Consider the following 19,864-nt stretch of genomic DNA (forward strand, 5'->3'; position numbering starts at 1 on the left):
GAAGCTCCTTCTGGACCCGGCCAACGCTCCAACTCCCGATACAGAAGCTTGCAAGATGCGGTTGATGGCCTGAGCGCCGTTTTCCGCCGCTTCGGTGCGCTCACGTGCGCTCCCTCTGTTGCAAACGACCTCCGCCAGCGGTATTTGACCGGCTGGCTGTTGGCGTTTGTCGTCCCGCATTTGTCGCGCCTGTTCCGCGCCCATCTCATGCATCGCCGTAGATGCGAATTTTGCGCGGCGCCACCATCTCTTTACGATTTCTTGACGGACACAGTCGTACGCTGCAGGTATCCCAGACTGCAGACGCAAACGCGTCTTCCGATCATGAACGTGATGAGCCATTGGCTGCTCGGCGCGGGCGCCCTGCTGGTCATCCTTGCGCTGTTTTTCATCGAGTACATTGGAGTTGAGCGTGCGGCGCGCCGCAATGCCGAGGCCGAAGCCCGCCTGCCCAAGCCCCCGGGCGACGACACGTTCGTCCTTTGATCCGTGTATATCGAGACGACGATGCCAATCGACTCCAACGGCCATTGGTTCCCAGCCAAGCGCTACGGTTGGGGATGGGGGTTGCCTTCCCGCTGGCAAGGCTGGGTGGCTTCGCTGTCTACGCCGTGCTGATGGCTGTGAGCATTGTCGTGCCGTGCCCGGATGCCGGGCCGGCGCGTTTCGTGCTGTACACGCTAGGCGTGACTGCATTGCTTTTGCTGGTGCGTTGGTGGAAGGGCGAGCCGCTGGCGGTGGGGTGGGGATTGATCCGCAGATCCGCTGAGCTAACGGCGCAAATACGGGCCAGCCCGCTTCTCCAGCAGGGCGACAAGTTCCGGCTGCATGAACGCGTAATCGTCGGGAATATCGAGGCAGACTACCCGCTTCCCCCTGAGATGCGCGCCGAAGCGCCGTGAAACGCGGCGCTGATGACTGCGCTCCATCACGAAGGTCAATTCAGCCCAATCGAGTTGTCCGGTGTCGAGCGGCACGTCTGCGTCAGGTGCGATACCGGCGGAATCTGTTTCTACTCCTGGCCACTGCGCGAACACCGACTCGGCCGTCGGGCTGCGCAGCCGGTTACGGCTACAGATGAATAGGACGCGCATGCGCTATCGCGCTCCGCCGTACACTGCCGTAATCGACGCCCGATCGCCATCGGGCAGATTCGCCGGCAGTGCATCCGGCGCGAACAAACCCAGCCGCTTGTGTTCGTGACTGAGCGTTGGCTCAAACGCGCCGACCAGCGTGCACAGTCATACGTGGCGATGAACACGTGCTTGCCCGGCAAGACTTCAAACAGATACGTATCGAACGGCGGCGCCCCAACTTCCAACCTGCACGTTCAGTTCTTCCGCAATCTCGCGTGCGAGGCATTCGGTGGACGATTCCCCCGGTTCGATGCGGCCACCAGACAACTCCCACTCCTCGCGTTCGTTGAGGAGCAATACGACCTCGCCGGCGGGCGCGCGCAGGACACCTTTGACGGAGACGGGGTGGGTAGACATTGGGCTGACGGGGTGCGGGTGACGGTGAGGGTTACGGCCCGTCCGCGACATTGGCGGTGCCGCTGGATGTGCCCAGGTGCAGTTCCTGATCGAAGGCGCGGTTCACGTCGCAGTATTGGGTGCGCGCTGGCTGAGATTTCTGCCAACGGAAGGACAGTTTTGGATAACCGGGCGTGCCATCGGTGTTTTCGGTCAGCACGTAATAGTCGAAGCGCACGTTGGCTTCGGCTGCATAGCTGGCGCCGGTTTCGCGGTTGGCGAGGATAAGCACGGCGGGTTTGCCGCCTTGCGCGAGCAACAGCCGGAAGTCGTGAAGCAGACAGTCTGCGCCGCCGCTGGCCGTGACGTGCAACTGCTCTTGCTCGCCACTGCCGCCGTTGTTACTGCGGCGGAATACCGGGACGAGGCTCCAGGGCTGCGCACGGCCCGCTGTGCCGTCGCGCACGAAGAAGGTCACCACATCGAAGCTGTGCGCGTTGAAGTTTTCGCGCCACGCCCGGACGGCGATCGCATCGTAGCCGCGCAGTTTCAGCGCGTTGACGCCGTTGTGTATGGGCATCGCCGTGTAGCCGGTTTGTGCGGCTGCAGCGCCTGAGAGGCCAAGCGCGGCCAATCCCAATAAAGCGTTGTTGAAGACGTGTTTGCAGTACTTACGCACCAGTCTCTCCGTTGGTGAATCGGTCGGCATCTCAGGTGTGGGTCAACAGGTGGGGCACCTCGTCGATGAGCGCGTCAATGGCCACGCGCATCTTGAGCGGCATGTGGTTGGTCTTCAGCCGCAGCACGTTGATCTCGGCATCGAGCACGCCATTGTGGTCCATCACGCTCGTGAGTTGGCCGGCGTGCAGGTAGGGAGAGATCAGCCAGCAGGGCAGCCACGCAAGGCCGGCTCCGGCCACCGCCGCGTCGGCGATCGAGAGCAGGTCGTCCATCCGCAGGCGCGACGCGGGCCGATACAACTGGGGCTGGCGGTCCGGCCCGAGGAGGCGCCACGGCGTGTCATCCTCGCCGCGGGCGTAGGCGATGCAGGCGTGCGACTCCAGATCGCTGACGGTGGCCGGGGGGCCATGCTTTTCGAGATAGGCGGGCGAGGCGCATAGCGCCATCCGGTTGAAGCCCAAGCGGCGTGCAACCAGCGTGGCATGGTTCGGCAGGGCGCCTATGCGCACGGCGATGTCGAAGCGGTCTTCGACCAGGTCCGCCATGCGGTCGTTGAACGCCATCTCGACCTCCAGCAGGGGATGGCGTTCGACCAGTCTGCGCATCACCGGGGCAATGCACTGCCTGCCGAACAGCACGGGCACCGTCACCCGCAGCCGCCCGCTCGGCTCACGCTGGCTGGCGTGCAAGGCGGCCTCGGTCTCGCTGAGTTCGGTCAGGATGCGCTTGCATTGCTCGTAGTAGAGCGCGCCTTCGCCGGTCAGGTTCAGGCTGCGGGTCGTCCGCTGCAGCAGTTGCGTGTTCAGGCGCCGTTCGAGCCGGGCGATCACCTTGGCGACGGCCGAGCGCGTCACGCCAAGCCGCACGGCTGCAGCCGCAAAGCTCCCCGACTCGATCACGTTCACAAATTCGGCAACGCCGCTGAGCCGATCATCCATCGAAGGCCATTCCGTTTCGGTTGTACAAATGTCGCCCAAATGGTGCCTGAGTGGCGACAGTGAGTCTACAAAATGGAGGCAATGCATCTTGCTTGGCAACACTAAGATGGGCGCTCCATTTGCGTGTGAACGGGGAATCCACATGAAGGCATGGCAAGTCACGCCGGGACGCGGCATCGAGGGGATGAAGCAGATCCAGATCGACGAGAGTACGCGGCAGCCTGGGCCCACCGAGGTGCTGGTGCGCATGCGCGCGGCATCGCTGAACTATCGCGACTGGATGTTCGCGCGCGGCGACTATCCGGGTATCGATGGCTCGCCGCTGGTGCCGCTGAGCGACGGGGCGGGCGAGGTGGTGGCGGTCGGCCACGGCGTCACGCGTTTCAAGCCGGGTGACCGCGTCATCAATACCTATTTCCCGCGCTGGGTCGATGGCGCGATCTCGCATTGGAAGATCGCCGAATCAGCGGGCGCGACGTTCGACGGCGTGCTGGCCGAGCAGTTCGTTGCGGATGAATCCACGTTGACCGCTATCCCGGCGCACCTGAGTTTCGAGGAAGCCTCAACGATGTCGTGTGCGGGGATCACTGCATGGAACGCGTTGTTCGCGAATGCTGTGGTCAAGCCCGGCGCGACGGCGCTGCTGCTGGGCACCGGAGGCGTCTCGATCTGGGCGCTGCAGCTTGCGCAGGCAGCCGGGCTGCGCACCATCATCACCTCGTCAAGCGACGACAAACTTGAACGCGCGCGCCAGCTCGGCGCCGACGAGACCATCAACTACCGCACCATGCCCGACTGGCAGAACGAGGTGCTGCGCCTGACCGGCGGGGCGGGAGCTGACGTGGTGGTGGAGGTGGGCGGGCGTGACACCATGGCGCGCTCGATCGCGGCCACGCGGTTGGGCGGCGTCGTCTCCATCACGGGTTTGCTGAGTGGTTTCGCGGGCGTGGATTTCGGCCTGCAGACCCTGTTCGATGTGGCCAAGCATCTGCATGGCGTGATCGTCGGCAGCCGCACCGTGCTCGATGAGGTGGTGCGGCTGGTTGACGTGCAACAACTCCGACCGGCGGTTGACCGCGTGTTTGGCTTTGACGACGCGCCGGCCGCGTATGACTACCTGCAGTCGGGGCGGCACTTCGGCAAGGTGGTGATCCGGATTGGGGCTTGAACGGCGGGTTCCATTCCGTTGGCTGACAGCCTGAAGCCTTATCGGGCCGTTCGCTACCAATACAAAACCTAGTGATGTGCTGTAGATGGCTCAGTTTAGCCATTTCAAGGCGGATCGACTTTTGTTGTGTACTAACTTGTGTACTAAAAATCTAATCCATCTAAGCTCAATGAGCAAAACAAAAGCCCCAAACAGGGGCTCGTTCAAAGCTACGGGTGCGCGGTCTACTAGTTAAGCGTGTACGGCTCTTGAATCTCATACAACACTTGCACGCCTCGCACGGACGACGGCAACCGGTGCCGGATATGGGCGAGCGCGGGCGGAATCATGACCAATAGCACCAGTTCCCCCACGTTTCTGGTGAGGGTCGATATGCTCACCTCATCGCTAGCGGGAGATGGCAATAGAGCTGCTATCTCCTCTGCTGCTTGGGTTAGCTTGTGCGGGTCATGTACCAACATTGTGTCCACTTACGAGGCTTACGCCTAAGCGCTGCAGGATCGGCGCTAGAGGAACAATCAGCGAGCGCTTACCGCCAGGAGCCTTCGAATCAGGGCCTCCGCAGAATACTAGTCCGACAGCAGATTTAGTGCCATCGTCATTCAACGAGACAACTAGTGCGCCAGAGTCACCGGACTCGGAGAATTCTCTTTGGTCGCCATGTACGGCGAAAGCATTCGGGAACCAGATGCGACCTTCGAACAAGTTTGAAGGTGATGCAGCCTTTACTTTGATCGGTCGCAACTCTCTGCCGACGATCCGCCCCTCAGTATACCCCGTCGTCCGTCCCACCTTGGCCACGCGCATCCCCTCCACAGGCTCAGCTACCCGCGTCGGTGTATCGAAAGTACCGCCCTGTAGTGAAGAAACAAGCTGGGGGTTCGCAATCCTGAAAATTGCCGCGTCAGTGTTGCGTGTGATGTCAACGTTTCCGCTCGTCCCTAAAGCGTAAGGAAGCACTCGATGGTGATACCCGATGGTAAACGGTGCAATTACACCTGCGGCGACGTCTTTCACTCCAGGAGCAAGGATTGGCAGCCCCGGGGCAGAGTGATTGCAGCCTCCGGTGACATGGTTGTTTGAGAGTCCGTATAGCTGCTGTTGATCATCTGCCACCAAAGCCCCCAGAGTACCCGCAGATGCCTCGTTGCCAGGTGATATAAAGGAGCCGCAGCAATACCAATGAACGCCATTTGGTCCGGGTAGCAGCGTAACTGACGAGCCTTGAGCCTGAATCTCGGCTGGCGCTAAATCGTCGACCGAGCCGTGGGGGTAGTGAATTGCGCACTCGTCAATAAAGTTCGGCAGGAGTTCTTGTTCTTTCTGCGTGACTCTCTTTCCCGTATAGACGAAGACGCTGTGGTCGGGATCGCTAAAAACAATGGATGTAATGCCGCGCCTACGCAGTATGTCCTCGGCGGCTTCTGTGAAGCTATCGATTTGAATACCTGCAGCGTATTCGCTGTCCATGTTTCCCGGGACTGGCTCCAGCATGTTCCGAGTGAGGGCCCATCGAGTGATTCCACTTGCAATTTCAAACGCGCTCGGCATTAACTCTTATCCCCAAATAGTCAATTGATGCGATTCACTAGCCCTCGGCTGTGAGACCCGACTGCGAGTTTGTGGTCGTCAACCGTGCATCGGCAGTGTTTGTAGCCAATGAACTATGTCCGGCACACTCTGCAATCCCCTCTCCACTAGGGATTTCGTCAGTGCTTTCATTGCCTCTCCCGACAGCGTTGAAAGATGCTGCTTGAGTTTCGACTTTTGCTCTTCGGGGATCGGTGTGCTGTTGATCTTGGCTGTAATCAGTTCGCGGATGGTGTCCGCGTGCAGCTTGACGGTGACGACGTCTAGAATCGCGGTCAAGCCTCCGTCGTCCGTCAAGAAATCCATGCCGCGATGATTAATGCGTGGCATTCCCATAGAGGCGTGACCATCGAGGCCAAATCTGATGCTGCTCTCGATGAGCCCGTGCTCGTCCAGATACATCATATTTGCTAGGTACTTGGCTTCCGCTTCACCCTCAAGGCCTCGCAACAAGTCGCGAACGTCGTGGGACTGAGGGTAGCTCTCAGCCAGTTGCTCTAGAAGATGGCGTTGATAGTCCCGGTCAAGTTTCATTGCATCCCCATGATGATGGCTGTATCACCCGTTCCCTCGTTTCCTATGCTAAAGAGTCATCAGCCGGAGCGTCTCAATTGGCAGGGCATTTGATGTCTGCTAGCGACGTGCTCTCAATCACACGAGCCCCTTTCTCGCCATCAGTCACCATCACCACCGCATCCTTCGTCAGCAGCGCAATGAGTTTCTCGTTGCGCTCGATGACGTGGCCCTTCAGCGTTGACCCGTCCGCCAGCGTAATGCTGGTTGGTGCAGCTCCAGAGCGAACCTGACAGGCCTGCGTCTCGAACAGAGACTGGCCTTGGTAGTGGCTGCCCAGAATCCACAGCACTGCAGGCGAGATCAATATGGCGTAGTAGCAGAACGCCGTACCCAGCAGCAACACGCCTGGCACTGCCGAAGTGCGATCAAGCTCGAAGTTTGCGGACCACCAGTTCCGTATGCTGTTGGCCATCCTCCGGAGCCAGTTGGGCTCGCGCTTCGCCCTGTTCTTCCTGCGGATGGCCGTCAGCACGATCAACGCTCCGCACAGAACTGCCGCTCCTATGCCCCACATCCAGCATCTGTAGGCGCCGTAGAAACCAAGCAATGCAAGGCTCTGTAGCGACATCGCGGAGAGGTTCCTTGGGTAGTGGGCGGCTCCCCAGTACCCGAGCATGTAGGCCTCTCCAGCGACCCACGCAACGATGCCCGTTAGCGTCATGAACAACGCCACGAGCTTGAACGGATCAAGGGAGGTGGGCCACTTCGATGGCGGCACCTCGCGTGGTGACCCTGCAGCTTGTACGGCGCTATCGGACGGAACGTCTCTCATTTGCGAGCCGCAGGCCAGTCGGACAGGGCGAACACCCAGATGGTGATGACGTTGACGAGAGGAACGAGCATCAGCAGCGCCCACACGGACGAGTAGCCCGCCTTCCTCGCGATCAATCCAGCCGGGAACAAATAGACGAACACAATCACCAGCAGCACGATGAGCCAGTGCCAAACGCTGAACGAACCCATATACCCCTCCCTTTAGTCGTTGCGGTGTCGGCATCTGTTCGTGCCTGCGATAGCCTGCGAAGACTGACGCAACTGGGCCACCCCACGATAGCGGGGGGGCAGCGCACTCGGCACCAGTACGAGATGTTGATGTGGCGCCGTTTCGTGGGTTTGACTCAGATCAGATGGAAGAAATGCTAACAACTGCGAGGCCCAGCCTTTGATAGTCTGCGCCCGCAACATATGATCACGCGCGCATGCGCTTCTTCGGGGAAGTTCAAACGATGTTCGATACGACAAAGCTGCAAGCAGATCCCTCCAATCCAGGGTGGGTCTTCGGTTGGGCTGTTGTTCGAAATGCTCCGTGGCATCTAGCTGGCATCCATCCAGATGAACAGTCTGCGCGCTCAAATGCGCAAGGTCTCGGAGATGCGTATCAGGTCAAGTACGGTTCCCACCGGTTGGGCTCGGACGATTTCATCAGCCGGGACTGACAGTGAGGCCGAGCCAAAAGCAAATCTTCGCCCTGCTGCTTGCCGGTTCGCTGCTTGTTCCGGCGCTGCCTGCAGAAGCCAGAGGCAAGGGCGGTAGTCGACCATCCTATTCAGGCAGTAAGCACACCAACAGCCACGGCGGCTCCTATGCCGGTGGCAGTGGGTCTTCGCACAAGGGCGGCTCATATCGGAACAGCCGATCCGGCGACCGATATGGGAAGCATGGGGGCTGACCTCCATTGTCGAGTACCACAACATTTGGTGACAGCGGCGAGCCCTTTTGCGGGTGAGCCGCATGACCACAAACGCTTTACCGCAACATGCAATACGAAGAGTCCAACCAGTCCCCGTGGAAAAGCGCCGCGATCCTGATCCTATTGGCCGCAGCATTCATCCTTGCAACAGAAGGGTGGGAGAGGGTGCGTCAAAAGCAGGAAATCGCTCGTGGTGTAGAGCAAGCAAAGGCGAAACTTGATGCACTGAGGGACAAAGCGGTGCGAGAGCATCCGAACGAAGATCCCGTTACGGCGCTGCAGACTGTCGCTGCAGAAGAGTCAACAAGACGCATCAACGGATTGAGCGGCGCAAACAAGGCGGCGTCTGCCGCCTCTAGTTTTCTCGGTTTCTATCTGATGAACGTAAAGGGGCGCGAGGAATACTGTTCGCAGTTTTCGGTGAACTTGTCCCGGTGGTTGGCGGCATTTCAAAGTGCAAACGCCGCTCCGTATCTGAAGGCGCGTGCCGTATATGAATCGCACAGATACCCCATATCTAAGGCCGAAGAGACGCTCTACTCGTCACTGCATCTGGAGATCATGAGGTTCGTGGAGGAAGACATGAGCACCGTTGCTCGTACCAATGGTGTCTCCACGAAGGGCGCGTGTGAGCTGCTCAATAGTCACGCAGACGAGATCGCGAGCAATGTTCAGTTCTCCAAGGTTTTGCCCGTAGCCAACAGTGCTCTCATGGAGGGCAAATGACGAAGCGCGCCACCGGCGGAGTTCCTATGCAAGCTCGAAGCCACGTCAAAGCCTTTCTCTGGTTCTTTCTGCAAGGCGCCGTCTGTACGGCGGCCGTCGCCCAGCAGGATCGGACCGTCAGCGATCCAATCGAGTTGAGTAAGCTACTCCACTCGATCCCGGCCTACCGTGGCGATTTAGGAAGCAGGTTCACGGCCGGTGGAATGACGGTCAAGAGCGTATGGATAAACAAGCTGACGCGCGATGATGTTGCGGAGGACCCGCAGAGCTATGCACTCGGGGATATTGAGTTGCACTTTGTCGCGGACAAGCCCGACGTACCAGACTGCAGGATTTTGGGTTCGCCCGTGATCCTTGTTAGCGCCGATGTAATACTGACCCACCTCGCCGAAGTAAGCCTGACCCACCTGGGAGAGGATGGCGGCTTTTGTGCCGCCGATGCTGACTCAGGAGCAAGCAGTGGAAATCAAGGTATTGGCAAGGCGCGGGACGGCGGTGCGGGAGATAGCGAGGCAGACGGGACTGTCGCGCAATACCGTGCGCCGCTACCTGCGGGACGCACAGGCGGGCCGCTACAAGCAACGTGAGCTTCGGCCAACGAAGCTCGACCCGTTCAAGGGCTGTCTGCTAGAACGTGTCGCCGCCGCGCGGCCACACTGGATTCCGGCAACGGTGCTGCTTCGGGAGTTGCAGGAGGCCGGCTATCAATGGGCAGAAGAACACGACATCACCGATCCGAGTGAGTGCTCGGGAAACTCGACTTCGTTCATCGAAGGCTGCGAGGCGTACGCGGAAGAAAATTCGACACCGGCCGACGACTCTGAGGAGTCGCTGACCGCAGCCAGCGCTGCACCCCAACTCGGTTAGCTTTGCGTGCCTGCTGGCGTGCTTTGCTTTCCTGGCTCGACACACTTGAACGTGAGTTCAGCCTCCTGTGGTGTCCAACCGCGAGCGCCGCGAGTCTTGCTATCAACTTGCACCATTTCTTTACCCTGGCTGGAGCAGTACTCGTTCGCGCGCCTCAATGTCAGCGCACGCACCTCTGTCCAAGAAGAGAAGCCTCCCCGAACTTCCGAGCCGACCAGGTACGTACCGTTCCCGGCAGGCACAACTTCGGACACGCTCTGGCAGCCAGTGACCAAGAGAGCAAAGCTCAACATAACCGCTTTTCGCATATCCATCTCCCCCTTCAATCTGTCTTGTTGACTAGAGATCATACTTGGAGGGGCTAACCTCAGATCCCTGTTGCTCCAGTGAGCGTACAGTGGTGAACGAAAAACCCGCCGAAGCGGGTTCGCTGCAATCTCCCGTGCAGACAAAGGGGTTACTGAGCGTCCAGGACATGACTGCGCTCGACTGCCGCATAGTCCACGGCATCAAAGCCGCTCGGATCGCGCCATACGGCATGCGGTGCGACCTTGCGCACCTCATCGGCCATAACGCCCCTGCGGCGAATATTTGGCTCATCCCACAGATAGCGGAAGCTGTAGAGCGGCAACCCATTGGCCAAGTGCTCACCCGTCGCTTCAACATCCAACTTCAATCGGCGGTCAGAGAACGCGCCCATCGCACCACCCAAGGCCGCGCCAATGCCGGTTCCATAGCCATAACCGCCGCCAAACGCGGTTCCCAGTGCTGCACCGTTAACCGCGCCACCAAGAGCGCCCGCCATCTGATTCTGGAAGTAGGGTTCTGACGCCGTAACGTTGCTGCCGTACTGTCCCTGAATCAGGTTCGAGAAGTTGTTGAGCTGCTGCCAGGGCGCGTTGAGTTGGTTCTGTTGCAGGGCCTGCTGATTGCCGCCCATGTTGTGCAGATTCGAGATGCCGCTGTTCACCGAGTTGACGATGTTCGGCGCATTCGCCGCCCCCGCAAGCTGCTGCTGAGAAGCGGTGTTGTAGTTCTGCGAGAGACCCTGCGCGCCCTGTAGCATGTTGCTCATGTTGTTCTGGTACATGTTCCCGTAAAGGGAGTTCATGCTATTGCCGAGCTGCGTGGCAAGGTCTTGCTGGTTCTGGCTGACTTGGTTCTGATATGCGCCAGAACCATAGCGACCCGATCCAGCGAATGCGCTTGCAGTCTGCGGTGCAGTGGCCGTCTGATATGCCCGCGTGATGGAGTCGGTAGCGGCATTCGCCATACCCGTCATGTACGGGTTGTTCATCATGTCGCCACTGGAGAACTTGCTGAATGCCGCATTACCCGGATTGGAGTTCAGGTAATTCCCATTCAGCAGATTCGTCGTATAGCCACCGGCCGCGTTGTTGACGTTGGCCGCGTTCCCGAAGTTGGTGCCATTTGCTACACCCTGCGTCGCACCAATAGCCTGCTGCTGCATCGGCGTGAACCTGGCAACAGAAGACGAAGGGTTGCCCGCGTATTGGTTGTACGCATTCTGGGCTCCAGAAAAGACATTCTCTAGGTACGGTTGCTGCCCCGACCAGGGATCGCTCTTTTGAACAGTTGTAGTGCTTCCACCGCCGCCTGACATGGTTATGCTCCGGTTAATTAGTGGACAGAAAACTCAGGCTTCATGCTTTCTAGATTGGTAGTGCATGGAGCGCCGTTATCAGGGGGGACGTGGCTGGCAGAAGTACCGGGTTGGTGTTCCGCAGCGGTCTGGCCTTGTGCCGCCACATTTCGCGCACTGCTCACTGACAGCGCGTTTAACTGATTCAATTGCTCCAGCAGATAACCGTGCAACTGATGGAGACCGGCCAGGCTTTTAACCAAGTAGCCCTTGTCCGCGCTCCCTTCCAGCAAGCCGTTCGCCACTGGTGTTACATGGGCAACGATCAACCGTAGCTGCGCCAAGGTGGTGCTTAATGTGTGATCACATTTGGTGAGGAGAATCTGCGTCTCGGCTTCAGTCATGATGTGTTTCCTTTTGTGAGTTACGTGGTGTGGTCCCTGCCTCTCGGCAGCTTTCGCTGTAGACGAACAACAAGCCCCTCGGGTCGTCTAGGCCCAGATGGTCCGGGACCAGCTGGAACGGGCCGGGGTCGCCCATCCGGCAAATGAGATGCGGTCCATTGCCGCTGTCATCGCCGAGGGGTGAAACGACGATGAATTCCACCGCCTGAACCAGCGGGCGTCTGCCTTCAAGTCGCTCAATTCGCGACCGGATGTTGGTTGCCATCTTTCATTGCCTCCAGCGCAGCGATGCGCTTTTCAAGTTCATCGACCTCAACAACACGCATTTGCGCGGTGAGTACGGCCATTACGGAGTTCGCTTCGTCCGGCGTCAGGGCACCTGTGGTTAGGGCATTCACCACGGCCTGAGCCTGTTCGGTAGGCGAGCCGGTCAAACCCTCCAGGCTGATCGGCGAATCCTTCGCTTTCGCGGCCGGGATGATTCGGTCAATGCAGATCCGCAGCGCTGTGGTGTCGCCATCCAGCGCCAACTTCACGGCTTTCTGCACGAGCTGCTCGGCGTGTGGCTGTAGCAGCTCCCGCAGCGCCGTACGCTTGTCCTTGGCGCCCTTGGGTTTGCCTGCTGGATTGCCGCTTTGCCCTTTTTGAAATGCCATTGCGTTGCTATTCCTCTGAAAAAATCAGCAGTCACGCGTGGATCGCAGCCGAATGCGGCGGAATCGCTGAGAAGTCGAAAACCGGGCGCGCGTGCCAATTCGCCCGTTGGCTGAACTGCAGGCTGCCGGTGTCAAACCAGAGCCGTAACGCACCCTCGTAGCCGGTAGCGCGCTGCGTGTGGCAGTAGAGGCGTGCGTCTTCTACGTCCCCATCCGCCTCCTCCCCAGCTAGTTCCTTGCGCTTGTTGCGCCAGACCGTGAACACGTTGTCGGCCAGGTCGGTAATCGCGCCAGCACCGCGAACGTCCAACTTGCCCGGTGCCTTGTCTTCGCTTTCACCCTTGCGGGCGTGCGCCACTAGATGGACATGCGCGTTGAACTCGTTCTTGAAGTCGCACAGGCGGTCCAGAAACGCCTTCTGGGCCTTGTAGTCGTCTTCTGCGATGCCGCACTTCAGCAGCGAATCGACAACGAAATGCGTGACGCGGTAGCGCTTGGCGGCATAGCGGAACGCCTCCATTAGGCTGTCTTGGCTGATCGTGCCGACGTGGGCATAGAGCCAGAGGGCACCGCACATCCAGTCGTTGGCGGCACGCACGAACCTCTCGGTCGGCGTTGAGGTGGCGCTGGCCTGAATGGTGAGATGGCGTAGCACCGTGGCCGGCTTCATCTCGCCGGAGAAGATGCAAACCCGCTCTCCTTGGCGGATGAGATCTACGCAGACCTGCCCCAAGAGGTCGCTTTTGCCGTGGCCATTGATGCCGGTCCAAATGGATAGCTCCGCGGGGCGGAGTCGTACCTTGTCGGACCAGGCCGGCCACGGAAGCGCGGCGCCGACTGTGTTGACCGGACCATCCCGGAACATCGCCAGCACATCATCCAGGTACGCGGCAGGCGTGCGGAGGTCGGTCGGCTCAATACGCTCCGCAGCATCTAGCGCTTCGCCGATCTCCTCAGCCGTCACGCCTTGCTGCAATGCCTCGTTGGCGTCCTTCAGGTGGAATTTGACGATCCGGCAGCGATCCAACCCCAGACGCTGCGCCACTTCACGGGCGCCTTTCTGTCCGGCCTCGTCGTTGTCGAACCAGAGGAAGATCTCCGGGAAGCGCTCCAGGCGATCGAAATCGCTGTCGATCCATTGATGGTTTCCGGCGCCTTGATTGACCGACAGAGCGGCGATGCCGTATTCGTAGAGGCTCATGGCGTCCAGTTCGCCCTCCACGATCAGCACCGCCTTGGCGCTATCCGGGATCAGATCCCACCCGAACAGGCACGGCTCAGCACCAGCGGCCTGCCAAGTGCGCTTCTTGCCCTTGGCGTCGCGTTCGAGAGCCAGATGCTTCAGGTTGATGAGCTCGGCGTCGCGCATGTATGGCAAGACAATCGCGTCGTCCTCTTTGCTCGCGGCAACCTTGAATGCGCGGATCGTCTCCAGGGATAACTTCCGCTCATCCGTCAGATACTTGAGCACTCGACCGGCAGGACTCACCACTGCGGGGCGGCTAGGACGCGAATAGGCCCGGGTAGGAGCCACGAAAGTTGGCTCGGGTATACCGAGGTAGCGGCGAGCCTCCAAAAACGCTTCCTTGAGCGTTATTTGCTTCGCTGCCGCCCACAGGTCTACGAGGTCGCCAGCGTCGCCAGTCGCGAAATCCTTCCAAACCCCTGCCTTGTTGCCAGTGATGCGCACCTTGAGCGATTCGCCCGCTTCTCCCTCAACGCTGCCAGCAACCCATTCGGGGCCTTGGCGTTTTCCGTTGGGCAGCAACATGCCGGCAACGGCTTCTGCTTCTTGAGCGAGCCGGTTCGAAACTTCGTTCCAGTTCATGCCGTCTCCTCAGTTGGCAAAGTTGGCTTCAGTTCCGCCGTGGCGACCCTGCTGCCTGCGGCTCAGGCCGGCCCAGTCAGCGCGCACGGCCGTTTTGAAAGCGGCATCCCAATCGACGTAACGGCTGCCCTTCGCTCGTATGGTGTCGACGAAGTACTCAAGGTGGGCGTCAAGGTTCTTGTGTCCGTTTTCCTTCGCCCACTTGCGGACGCCTTCCGAGATTGCGAAACCTTCTGGCAACTGAGTTTTTCCGTTCGCAGATTTCGATCGACTTTTCGACGTGCGCGTACTCTTGGTGGTTACTGATGGTTCAATGATGGTTTGGCTGGCATGGGTGCTAGCCGTCTCCGTGCATGGGCGCCAGCCCTGGCATCCACGCCAGGGGGCGCATCTGCGCTAGTCGTACGGGTGGCATCCACGCCAGGGGTTGCGGACGAGATTCGATCAAGTCGGAGACGGTACTTGCGAGTGGTCCCCGGAGCTCCCCCGAACTCGTTGCCGATCACCTCCAAAAAGCCATCATCGATGAGCTGATGTACAAGGCGGCGCGCCTGCCATTCGGAGAGGCGGCATTTAGTGGCAATAGCGCCGATCGAAGGATGCAGGGACTCGCCGACATCGTTGCACCAGTCCGCGAGAGCAAGCGCAACCAGCATGTCAGAGCCGCCACGAGGGAAGCGGTCCCACACCTGGGACATGGCACGGATCGACATCACGCCTCCCGCAGGTTGAAGAGACGGAACGCACGCGTCACCGTCCGCTGCCCGACCCAACCGCGATTCCAGGCTGAGATGATTAGGCGCTTGATGAGCGTGCGCATGTCACACCCCCGCCAAACGTGCAAAGCGCACCATGGCTGCCTCATAGTCGGCAGGAGAAGCATCGGGGTTGGCAGAGAGCCAGGTCGCCTTCAGCGTCTCGTATAGGGCGATACCACCGTGGGGAATTCGGCGAAGGTGCCGCGACGCCATTGGCGCGGTAGCCGGGCGAGTGGGTACGGTGCTCATACGCTCACCTCCGGCGTCAATACATACCGGGCGACGCGATGAGGGAATCCCGCAGCACTGAAATCCCACGTCCAAACGGTGGTGATGAGGTGCCCCTCTGCACGCAGTTCCTGAACGCGCGCGGCCGGATGCAGCGTGTCCAATTCGCGGCGCGCTTGGAGCGTAGTCAGTGGGCCGTTTCGGAGAGCCGTAAGAATGCGCTCCCGCTGCGCTGCGGTGGAATTTGGGCTAGACTCAGTTCGCTTTTGAGATTTAGCCGCTTCCCCGTGGGGAGCGGCTTTTGTTTTTTCCGACATGGCGCCCCCTTACGCAGCGATTGCTTGCGCTTGGTAGGCGGCCGGATTCTGCATCCAGCGATGTACTTCCACATTGCTGTAGACGGTGCAACGCTCAGTCCAGCGTTGGGGCTGAGGTGCGCGCCCGTCCTTAACAAGCTTCCGCCATGTCTCGCGGCTTACGGGGATAAAGTACTGGAGCTGACTCCAGCGGGAGAATCCAACCGAGGGAAGGGTTTCCGGGACTTTGTGGATTTCGGTGACTGCACGCATGCTTTGTCGCTCCTAGGCGTCGTTTGCATGGTGGTCATCATGGGTGTAGATATTTGGCGCTCGGAATTAACCTACAGGTTTGTTTTTGGCACGAGCAGCCATTCCCCTTTTAGGGGCGGAGGTCCAAGACTGCGGCATCCCACTCTGCGATAGAGTCCTCCAAAGCGTGGGTCCGGAAGGCGTCTCGGAAGACGGTGGCCCATTTGTCTTTTTTCATCACCGTGTACTGCTGGCGTAATGTTTCTGCGACATTGTCGCCGCGAACAAGATCCTTCCATGGCATACGCTTCGCTAAGATCGCGGCGGCAGATTTCACGCTAAGCTTCTTGTTCTGCTCCTGCAATCGCTCAAGTTCGACCACTAGGTAGCCGCTGGCAATCGCGTTCCATTTTTCCGGCGCGCCGCTCCTTGTTGTTTCTGTGGCCAATTGGAGCCCCGGAACAAGATCAAGCGCCATCGACATTGCAAGCGTGTAGAAGTCTCCCTGGCCTACTCCATAGTGGTCAAAAAGAAGCCGTATCTTCTCCGCTCTCGCTTGCTCGATAGCATTGGAATGAGCGGTAAGAGCCTTCTCCGGTGAGGTCATCAGTTCCAGCAGGCCCGGGGGCTGGACAAAAATCGGCTTTCCTAGCTTCCCCTTGAACTTTTTGCTCATAGGTTCCTTGGTGGATCTGCGGCTAGAAGGGCAACCAAGACAGATCGTTACAGCTACGAAGTCGCCGGGAAATCTCTGGAGCGCAGTCTTGTACGCATTGCATCGCGGCTTGATCGCTCGGAGCATTCCGCATAGAGAGAGCAGTGCAAGTCTGAGCGCAAGCAACGATTTTGCTGTTTGAGTTCAGCGTAGCCAAATCTGCCTTGCCGCGCTGAGCTGCCGCAGCAAGCGCAACAGTGGCATCGTCGCCAGTCAACATTTTCGGCAGCACGTATGCGCGAAGGCGAGACACGCGTTCAGATAGTTCTGACACAGCTTTGCGGATGCTATCTAGTTCGGTGTCCGTGGTGCTGCTTGCTGTTGACTGCAGCTCACTTAGCATGGCATCCGAGACACTCAAACAGTACGCAGCATGCAAATCATCGTCGGTGGGCTGATATGCCTGGTGCGCGGCCGCGCGTGGAGAAACCAAGGCTATGGCGCTGCTGCAAATGCAAGCTGCGAATATCCAACTGTTCATCGCCTCCCCTTTGATTCGCCGCTTCATCGCTCGCTCCAGCTAGTAACGTTGATCGTTCGCCGCTTCCCGGCTAGTGAATCGCCGCAACTGCCAACTGCGGATCTGCACAAGCGCCCGTGCCCACTGTTCCGGCGTCAGCATCCTCCAGCGGCTTTCGGGCCGTGGCCAAAGGCGCTGTACCCGGAAGGCTTCGATGTCACACCAGTTTGGATTAGTTGGGTTGGCCCGATCCGATAGCGTGTAGAGCGCCACGAACGCCGGTACGTCAGCCATTTCCGCGAGCTTACGAAGAACTCCAGCGGGCTTGTCCTGGCCAATATCGCGTGCGACTTCCACCAGCGCCAAAGGCAATTTGCTGCCGTTGTCGTACTCGGTGAAAAGCACCGAGTCCAAATCCGCCATGGTCAGTGATTCAGCCTGCGCGCCCTTGAGATAGCGGCCAATGGAGGGGGCGCGATGCCACACGCCGTATGCGCGATCGCGAGTCAAATAGCGTTCGAGCCTCATGATCGGCTCCAAAATGCTTCTCTGTCCAGTCCAGCGTCCTTGAGCCTTTCCAGAAAATCGCCCATCACTACATAGCAGGCGATTGCACCCTTGATGGTTTCAGCGAGACTCAGATTCTCGTCAATCGCGTATTCGAAATCGTCGCCTGGAAACAGCCTTATCTCCATCGCCGACGTTACCCTTGCTTTCTTCTCTCTGCGCGAACGCGCGTCCTCAAGCATCGAGGGCCCCTTAGGATGGCGCCCGGGTAGTTGTCTGACACGCTCGCGCGCAGCTGTCGGTAGCGCAATGATCTTTGCGGAGATGCATGCTTCATTAGTTGAATTGGCGTCGTCCATGATCAGACTCCCTTGCGCTGTTGTTCCTCTTCATACCAGAGGGCATCTAGTGCTTGCTCGATCTGCCAAGCCATGTCGTTCATTACCGCGATTGAGCCTGATACGAACTCTGGCGCTGTGTTCGTCTCCCTAATGTCTACCGCCTGCAAAACGGCACTGAGTTCCGCCAAAGCGTTCGCTGTCTTCCGTACATAGCACATCATCTCCTCTTTGTCGGAGAAAACGAGGTGCGCGCCCCGAGCGCTCATGATGCGCAAGTCATGCTCCGCAGCGTTGGTAGAATCGAACTCAGCCATGATGCGACCTCCTGTTTAGGTCGGTTTGTGGTCAGGCGGTCTTGGAGTTGCCGCTCCTTGGCCGCCGCCCTGCGAAATTCCCGATTGATCAGCCGCTCAGTGAATGCCGCGCTCTGCTCCGCCGCGAAGCGCTACAGCGGTGGTCCGCAAGTCTTTTTCCAAGGTTTGGTCGAGGAATGCGGCCAGGCTGTAAATGTTCGAGATTTGCGAATGGAAGAGCGGAGCCCAGTGTCCTGGCTCGTCAGCAATCTCCCGCGTTGTCATATCAAGGTGAGCGGTAGCGATGCATTCGATTGCATCGATCAGTGTCTTGACGCGATGGTAGGCATCGTCAAATGCGCTCCATGTAGCAGCAGATGCGTCGTTCTCTGCCATCTCTGAGGCGGTAAAATCTGCTTCAGCCATGATGCAAGCTCCTTACTAGCTTGGTTGTGGTCAGGCAGGTTCGATGCGCCAACATCGTTCCTGCCGCTTTGCCTGATGCCGTCAGGCGCGGTCATGCAAACCCTAGGCAGCGTTGCCGAAGCGGCCAATCACTACCTTCTTTTCCTCCGAGATCTGCGCGTCAACGAAGTCAGCCCAGAGCTGCAGGATGCGGCGCCTCTCCTCTGCATACTCAGCGCGGTTGTAGACGCCTTTGATTCCTTTGATGCTGTGAGCGAGCGCCTTCTCGATAGCGTCTGATGACTGGCCCATCTCGTGAAGGTGCGTTGATGCAGTGCGGCGGAAGTCATGCAGCACGAAGTGCTGAACCTCCATATCGAGCGCGCGAACTGCGGTGTTCAGCGTGCTCTTGGCGATGGGTACGTCCTTGCCGCCGCGACTGGTCGGGAAAAGGAACGCGCTGCCTTCGGTGAGCGCAAAGATCTCACGCAGCATGGCGACAGCCTGGGCCGACAGGTACACCCAATGCTCTTTGTCCTTCTTCATGCGCTCCGCTGGGATGCGCCAGATCGCGGCATCCAGATCGAATTCCGATTTTCGGGCCTCGATCAGTTCCGACTTGCGCACCATCGTCAGGATGAGCAGATGCAGGGCCAGCTTGTGCAGGCGGCGGATGTCTGAGGCGTAGATGCTCCGCAGAACGTTGCCGATCTCGTCTGGCGTCAGAACGCGGGTGCGGCTCTCTTGGGTTGCGATGAAACGGGCAACCAAGGCTTGAGCGGGGTTTGTTGTGGCCACGTGGCGGGCGACAGCGTACTCATACATGCGCTTGAGTACGTTGCGCGTGAAGAGGGCCATCTTGGGCGCGCCGCGAGCCTTGATCTTGTCGCAAAGCTCCAGCACCTCGCCGGGCGTAACTTCCGTAAGCGGCTTCGAGCCGATGACCGGGAGGATGTCTTTGTCTAGGGCGCGCCGCACACCTCGACGGTATTCCTCCGACTTGTCGGCAATCGTCGCTTCGAACCACTGTGCCGAGAACTCACGCACCGTGGTCGGCGCCGAATCTGCTCCTCGGTCCTTCTTGGATTGAGCGATAGGGGAGCCGCCTGATGCGACGATCTCCGAATACTTGCGAGCACGTTCCCGCGCTGCGGTCAGGCTGACAGCCGGGTAGTCGCCGATCGTTACAAGGGGCTGCTGCTTGCTGTGCAGCGAGTAGCGGTACCGCCAGACCTTGGACCCCGACACCATGATCTCCAGCACCAAGCCCCCGCCATCCGCCACTTGGTAACGGGCGGCCTTCGGCTTGAGGGCCTTGATGCGGGTGTCGGTGAGGGGAGGGACTGTTCGGGGCATCTTTAGTACACAGAAAGTAACCAAGCAGGGCTTGTGTACTTAAATGTGTACTAT

The 19,864-nt window shown here is 59.3% G+C and carries 24 protein-coding genes and 1 pseudogene; 4 read left to right on the forward strand and 21 right to left on the reverse strand.

The features are described 5' to 3' along the window. Positions 1-324: 324 nt before the first annotated feature. Complete coding sequence (locus tag B4F51_RS15455) at positions 325-486, forward strand: hypothetical protein (RefSeq protein WP_296226892.1); 162 nt, start codon at positions 325-327, stop codon at positions 484-486. A 284-nt stretch (positions 487-770) separates the two neighbouring features. Here the strand turns inward: B4F51_RS15455 and B4F51_RS15465 are convergent, their stop codons facing one another. The 4 genes from B4F51_RS15465 to B4F51_RS15480 all read right to left on the reverse strand — a co-directional run bounded on the left by B4F51_RS15465 (position 771) and on the right by B4F51_RS15480 (position 3,091). Beyond that, entirely contained in the window at positions 771-1,094 is a 324-nt protein-coding gene (locus B4F51_RS15465) for a low molecular weight protein tyrosine phosphatase family protein (RefSeq protein ID WP_296226893.1), read from the reverse strand. A 186-nt stretch (positions 1,095-1,280) separates the two neighbouring features. Then, a complete protein-coding gene (locus tag B4F51_RS15470) occupies positions 1,281-1,493 on the reverse strand; it encodes an NUDIX domain-containing protein (RefSeq protein ID WP_296226894.1) in 213 nt (70 codons plus the stop codon). A gap of 31 nt (positions 1,494-1,524) precedes the next feature. Next, positions 1,525-2,181 carry a hypothetical protein gene (locus B4F51_RS15475; protein WP_296226896.1) on the reverse strand — a complete coding sequence of 219 codons (657 nt, stop codon included), beginning with the start codon at positions 2,179-2,181 and terminating at the stop codon, positions 1,525-1,527. Position 2,182: 1 nt separating this feature from the next. Next, on the reverse strand, positions 2,183-3,091 hold the full coding sequence (locus tag B4F51_RS15480) for a LysR substrate-binding domain-containing protein (protein WP_296226898.1): 909 nt from the start codon (positions 3,089-3,091) through the stop codon (positions 2,183-2,185). Between the two features lie 142 nt (positions 3,092-3,233). Here B4F51_RS15480 and B4F51_RS15485 point away from each other — a divergent pair, with 142 nt between their 5' ends. Then, positions 3,234-4,259 carry a zinc-dependent alcohol dehydrogenase family protein gene (locus tag B4F51_RS15485; RefSeq protein ID WP_296226900.1) on the forward strand — a complete coding sequence of 342 codons (1,026 nt, stop codon included), beginning with the start codon at positions 3,234-3,236 and terminating at the stop codon, positions 4,257-4,259. Between the two features lie 447 nt (positions 4,260-4,706). Here B4F51_RS15485 and B4F51_RS15490 read toward each other — a convergent pair whose 3' ends face one another. From B4F51_RS15490 to B4F51_RS15505, 4 genes are all read right to left on the reverse strand, one after another. Beyond that, positions 4,707-5,729 (reverse strand): hypothetical protein, encoded by a 1,023-nt coding sequence (locus tag B4F51_RS15490; RefSeq protein ID WP_296226901.1) that lies wholly within the window; start codon positions 5,727-5,729, stop codon positions 4,707-4,709. Between the two features lie 159 nt (positions 5,730-5,888). After that, entirely contained in the window at positions 5,889-6,383 is a 495-nt protein-coding gene (locus tag B4F51_RS15495) for a hypothetical protein (RefSeq protein WP_296226903.1), read from the reverse strand. A 73-nt stretch (positions 6,384-6,456) separates the two neighbouring features. Next, on the reverse strand, positions 6,457-7,041 hold the full coding sequence (locus B4F51_RS15500; RefSeq protein ID WP_296226905.1) for a hypothetical protein: 585 nt from the start codon (positions 7,039-7,041) through the stop codon (positions 6,457-6,459). Positions 7,042-7,193: 152 nt separating this feature from the next. Next, positions 7,194-7,388 (reverse strand): hypothetical protein, encoded by a 195-nt coding sequence (locus tag B4F51_RS15505; protein ID WP_296226906.1) that lies wholly within the window; start codon positions 7,386-7,388, stop codon positions 7,194-7,196. A gap of 793 nt (positions 7,389-8,181) precedes the next feature. On the opposite strand from B4F51_RS15505, the gene B4F51_RS15510 reads away from it, so the two are divergent. After that, a complete protein-coding gene (locus B4F51_RS15510) occupies positions 8,182-8,841 on the forward strand; it encodes a hypothetical protein (RefSeq protein WP_296226907.1) in 660 nt (219 codons plus the stop codon). Positions 8,842-9,279: 438 nt separating this feature from the next. Continuing rightward, a pseudogene (locus B4F51_RS15515) lies at positions 9,280-9,546 on the forward strand (helix-turn-helix domain-containing protein); the annotation flags it as partial. A gap of 619 nt (positions 9,547-10,165) precedes the next feature. Here B4F51_RS15515 and B4F51_RS15520 read toward each other — a convergent pair. The 13 genes from B4F51_RS15520 to B4F51_RS15580 all read right to left on the reverse strand — a co-directional run bounded on the left by B4F51_RS15520 (position 10,166) and on the right by B4F51_RS15580 (position 19,810). After that, complete coding sequence (locus B4F51_RS15520; RefSeq protein ID WP_296226910.1) at positions 10,166-11,332, reverse strand: tail fiber domain-containing protein; 1,167 nt, start codon at positions 11,330-11,332, stop codon at positions 10,166-10,168. Between the two features lie 17 nt (positions 11,333-11,349). Continuing rightward, positions 11,350-11,715 (reverse strand): hypothetical protein, encoded by a 366-nt coding sequence (locus B4F51_RS15525; RefSeq protein ID WP_296226912.1) that lies wholly within the window; start codon positions 11,713-11,715, stop codon positions 11,350-11,352. Further along, on the reverse strand, positions 11,708-11,980 hold the full coding sequence (locus B4F51_RS15530) for a hypothetical protein (protein WP_296226914.1): 273 nt from the start codon (positions 11,978-11,980) through the stop codon (positions 11,708-11,710). The genes B4F51_RS15525 and B4F51_RS15530 overlap by 8 nt, the downstream gene beginning before the upstream one ends. Next, complete coding sequence (locus B4F51_RS15535) at positions 11,952-12,371, reverse strand: DUF5681 domain-containing protein (RefSeq protein WP_296226916.1); 420 nt, start codon at positions 12,369-12,371, stop codon at positions 11,952-11,954. The genes B4F51_RS15530 and B4F51_RS15535 overlap by 29 nt, the downstream gene beginning before the upstream one ends. A 31-nt stretch (positions 12,372-12,402) precedes the next feature. After that, positions 12,403-14,199: a toprim domain-containing protein gene (locus B4F51_RS15540; protein ID WP_296226917.1), complete on the reverse strand. Its 1,797-nt coding sequence runs from the start codon at positions 14,197-14,199 to the stop codon at positions 12,403-12,405. A 9-nt stretch (positions 14,200-14,208) separates the two neighbouring features. Next, positions 14,209-14,439 (reverse strand): hypothetical protein, encoded by a 231-nt coding sequence (locus B4F51_RS15545; protein WP_296226920.1) that lies wholly within the window; start codon positions 14,437-14,439, stop codon positions 14,209-14,211. Between the two features lie 763 nt (positions 14,440-15,202). Next, positions 15,203-15,502 (reverse strand): helix-turn-helix domain-containing protein, encoded by a 300-nt coding sequence (locus B4F51_RS15550; protein WP_296226922.1) that lies wholly within the window; start codon positions 15,500-15,502, stop codon positions 15,203-15,205. A gap of 361 nt (positions 15,503-15,863) precedes the next feature. Next, a complete protein-coding gene (locus tag B4F51_RS15555; RefSeq protein WP_296226923.1) occupies positions 15,864-16,409 on the reverse strand; it encodes a hypothetical protein in 546 nt (181 codons plus the stop codon). A 559-nt stretch (positions 16,410-16,968) separates the two neighbouring features. Beyond that, positions 16,969-17,436, reverse strand: a complete 468-nt coding sequence (locus tag B4F51_RS15560; protein WP_296226925.1) for a hypothetical protein — start codon at positions 17,434-17,436, stop codon at positions 16,969-16,971. Further along, entirely contained in the window at positions 17,433-17,774 is a 342-nt protein-coding gene (locus tag B4F51_RS15565; protein ID WP_296226927.1) for a hypothetical protein, read from the reverse strand. Before B4F51_RS15565 ends, B4F51_RS15560 begins: the two co-directional genes overlap by 4 nt. Positions 17,775-17,776: 2 nt before the next feature. After that, complete coding sequence (locus B4F51_RS15570; RefSeq protein ID WP_296226929.1) at positions 17,777-18,070, reverse strand: hypothetical protein; 294 nt, start codon at positions 18,068-18,070, stop codon at positions 17,777-17,779. A gap of 96 nt (positions 18,071-18,166) precedes the next feature. Then, complete coding sequence (locus B4F51_RS15575) at positions 18,167-18,475, reverse strand: hypothetical protein (RefSeq protein ID WP_296226931.1); 309 nt, start codon at positions 18,473-18,475, stop codon at positions 18,167-18,169. 102 nt (positions 18,476-18,577) lie between these two features. Beyond that, positions 18,578-19,810 carry a tyrosine-type recombinase/integrase gene (locus B4F51_RS15580; protein WP_296226932.1) on the reverse strand — a complete coding sequence of 411 codons (1,233 nt, stop codon included), beginning with the start codon at positions 19,808-19,810 and terminating at the stop codon, positions 18,578-18,580. Positions 19,811-19,864 lie beyond the last annotated feature (54 nt).

Origin of the sequence: Ralstonia sp. UBA689 (genome assembly GCF_002298975.1) — a bacterium.
Lineage (GTDB): Bacteria > Pseudomonadota > Gammaproteobacteria > Burkholderiales > Burkholderiaceae > Ralstonia.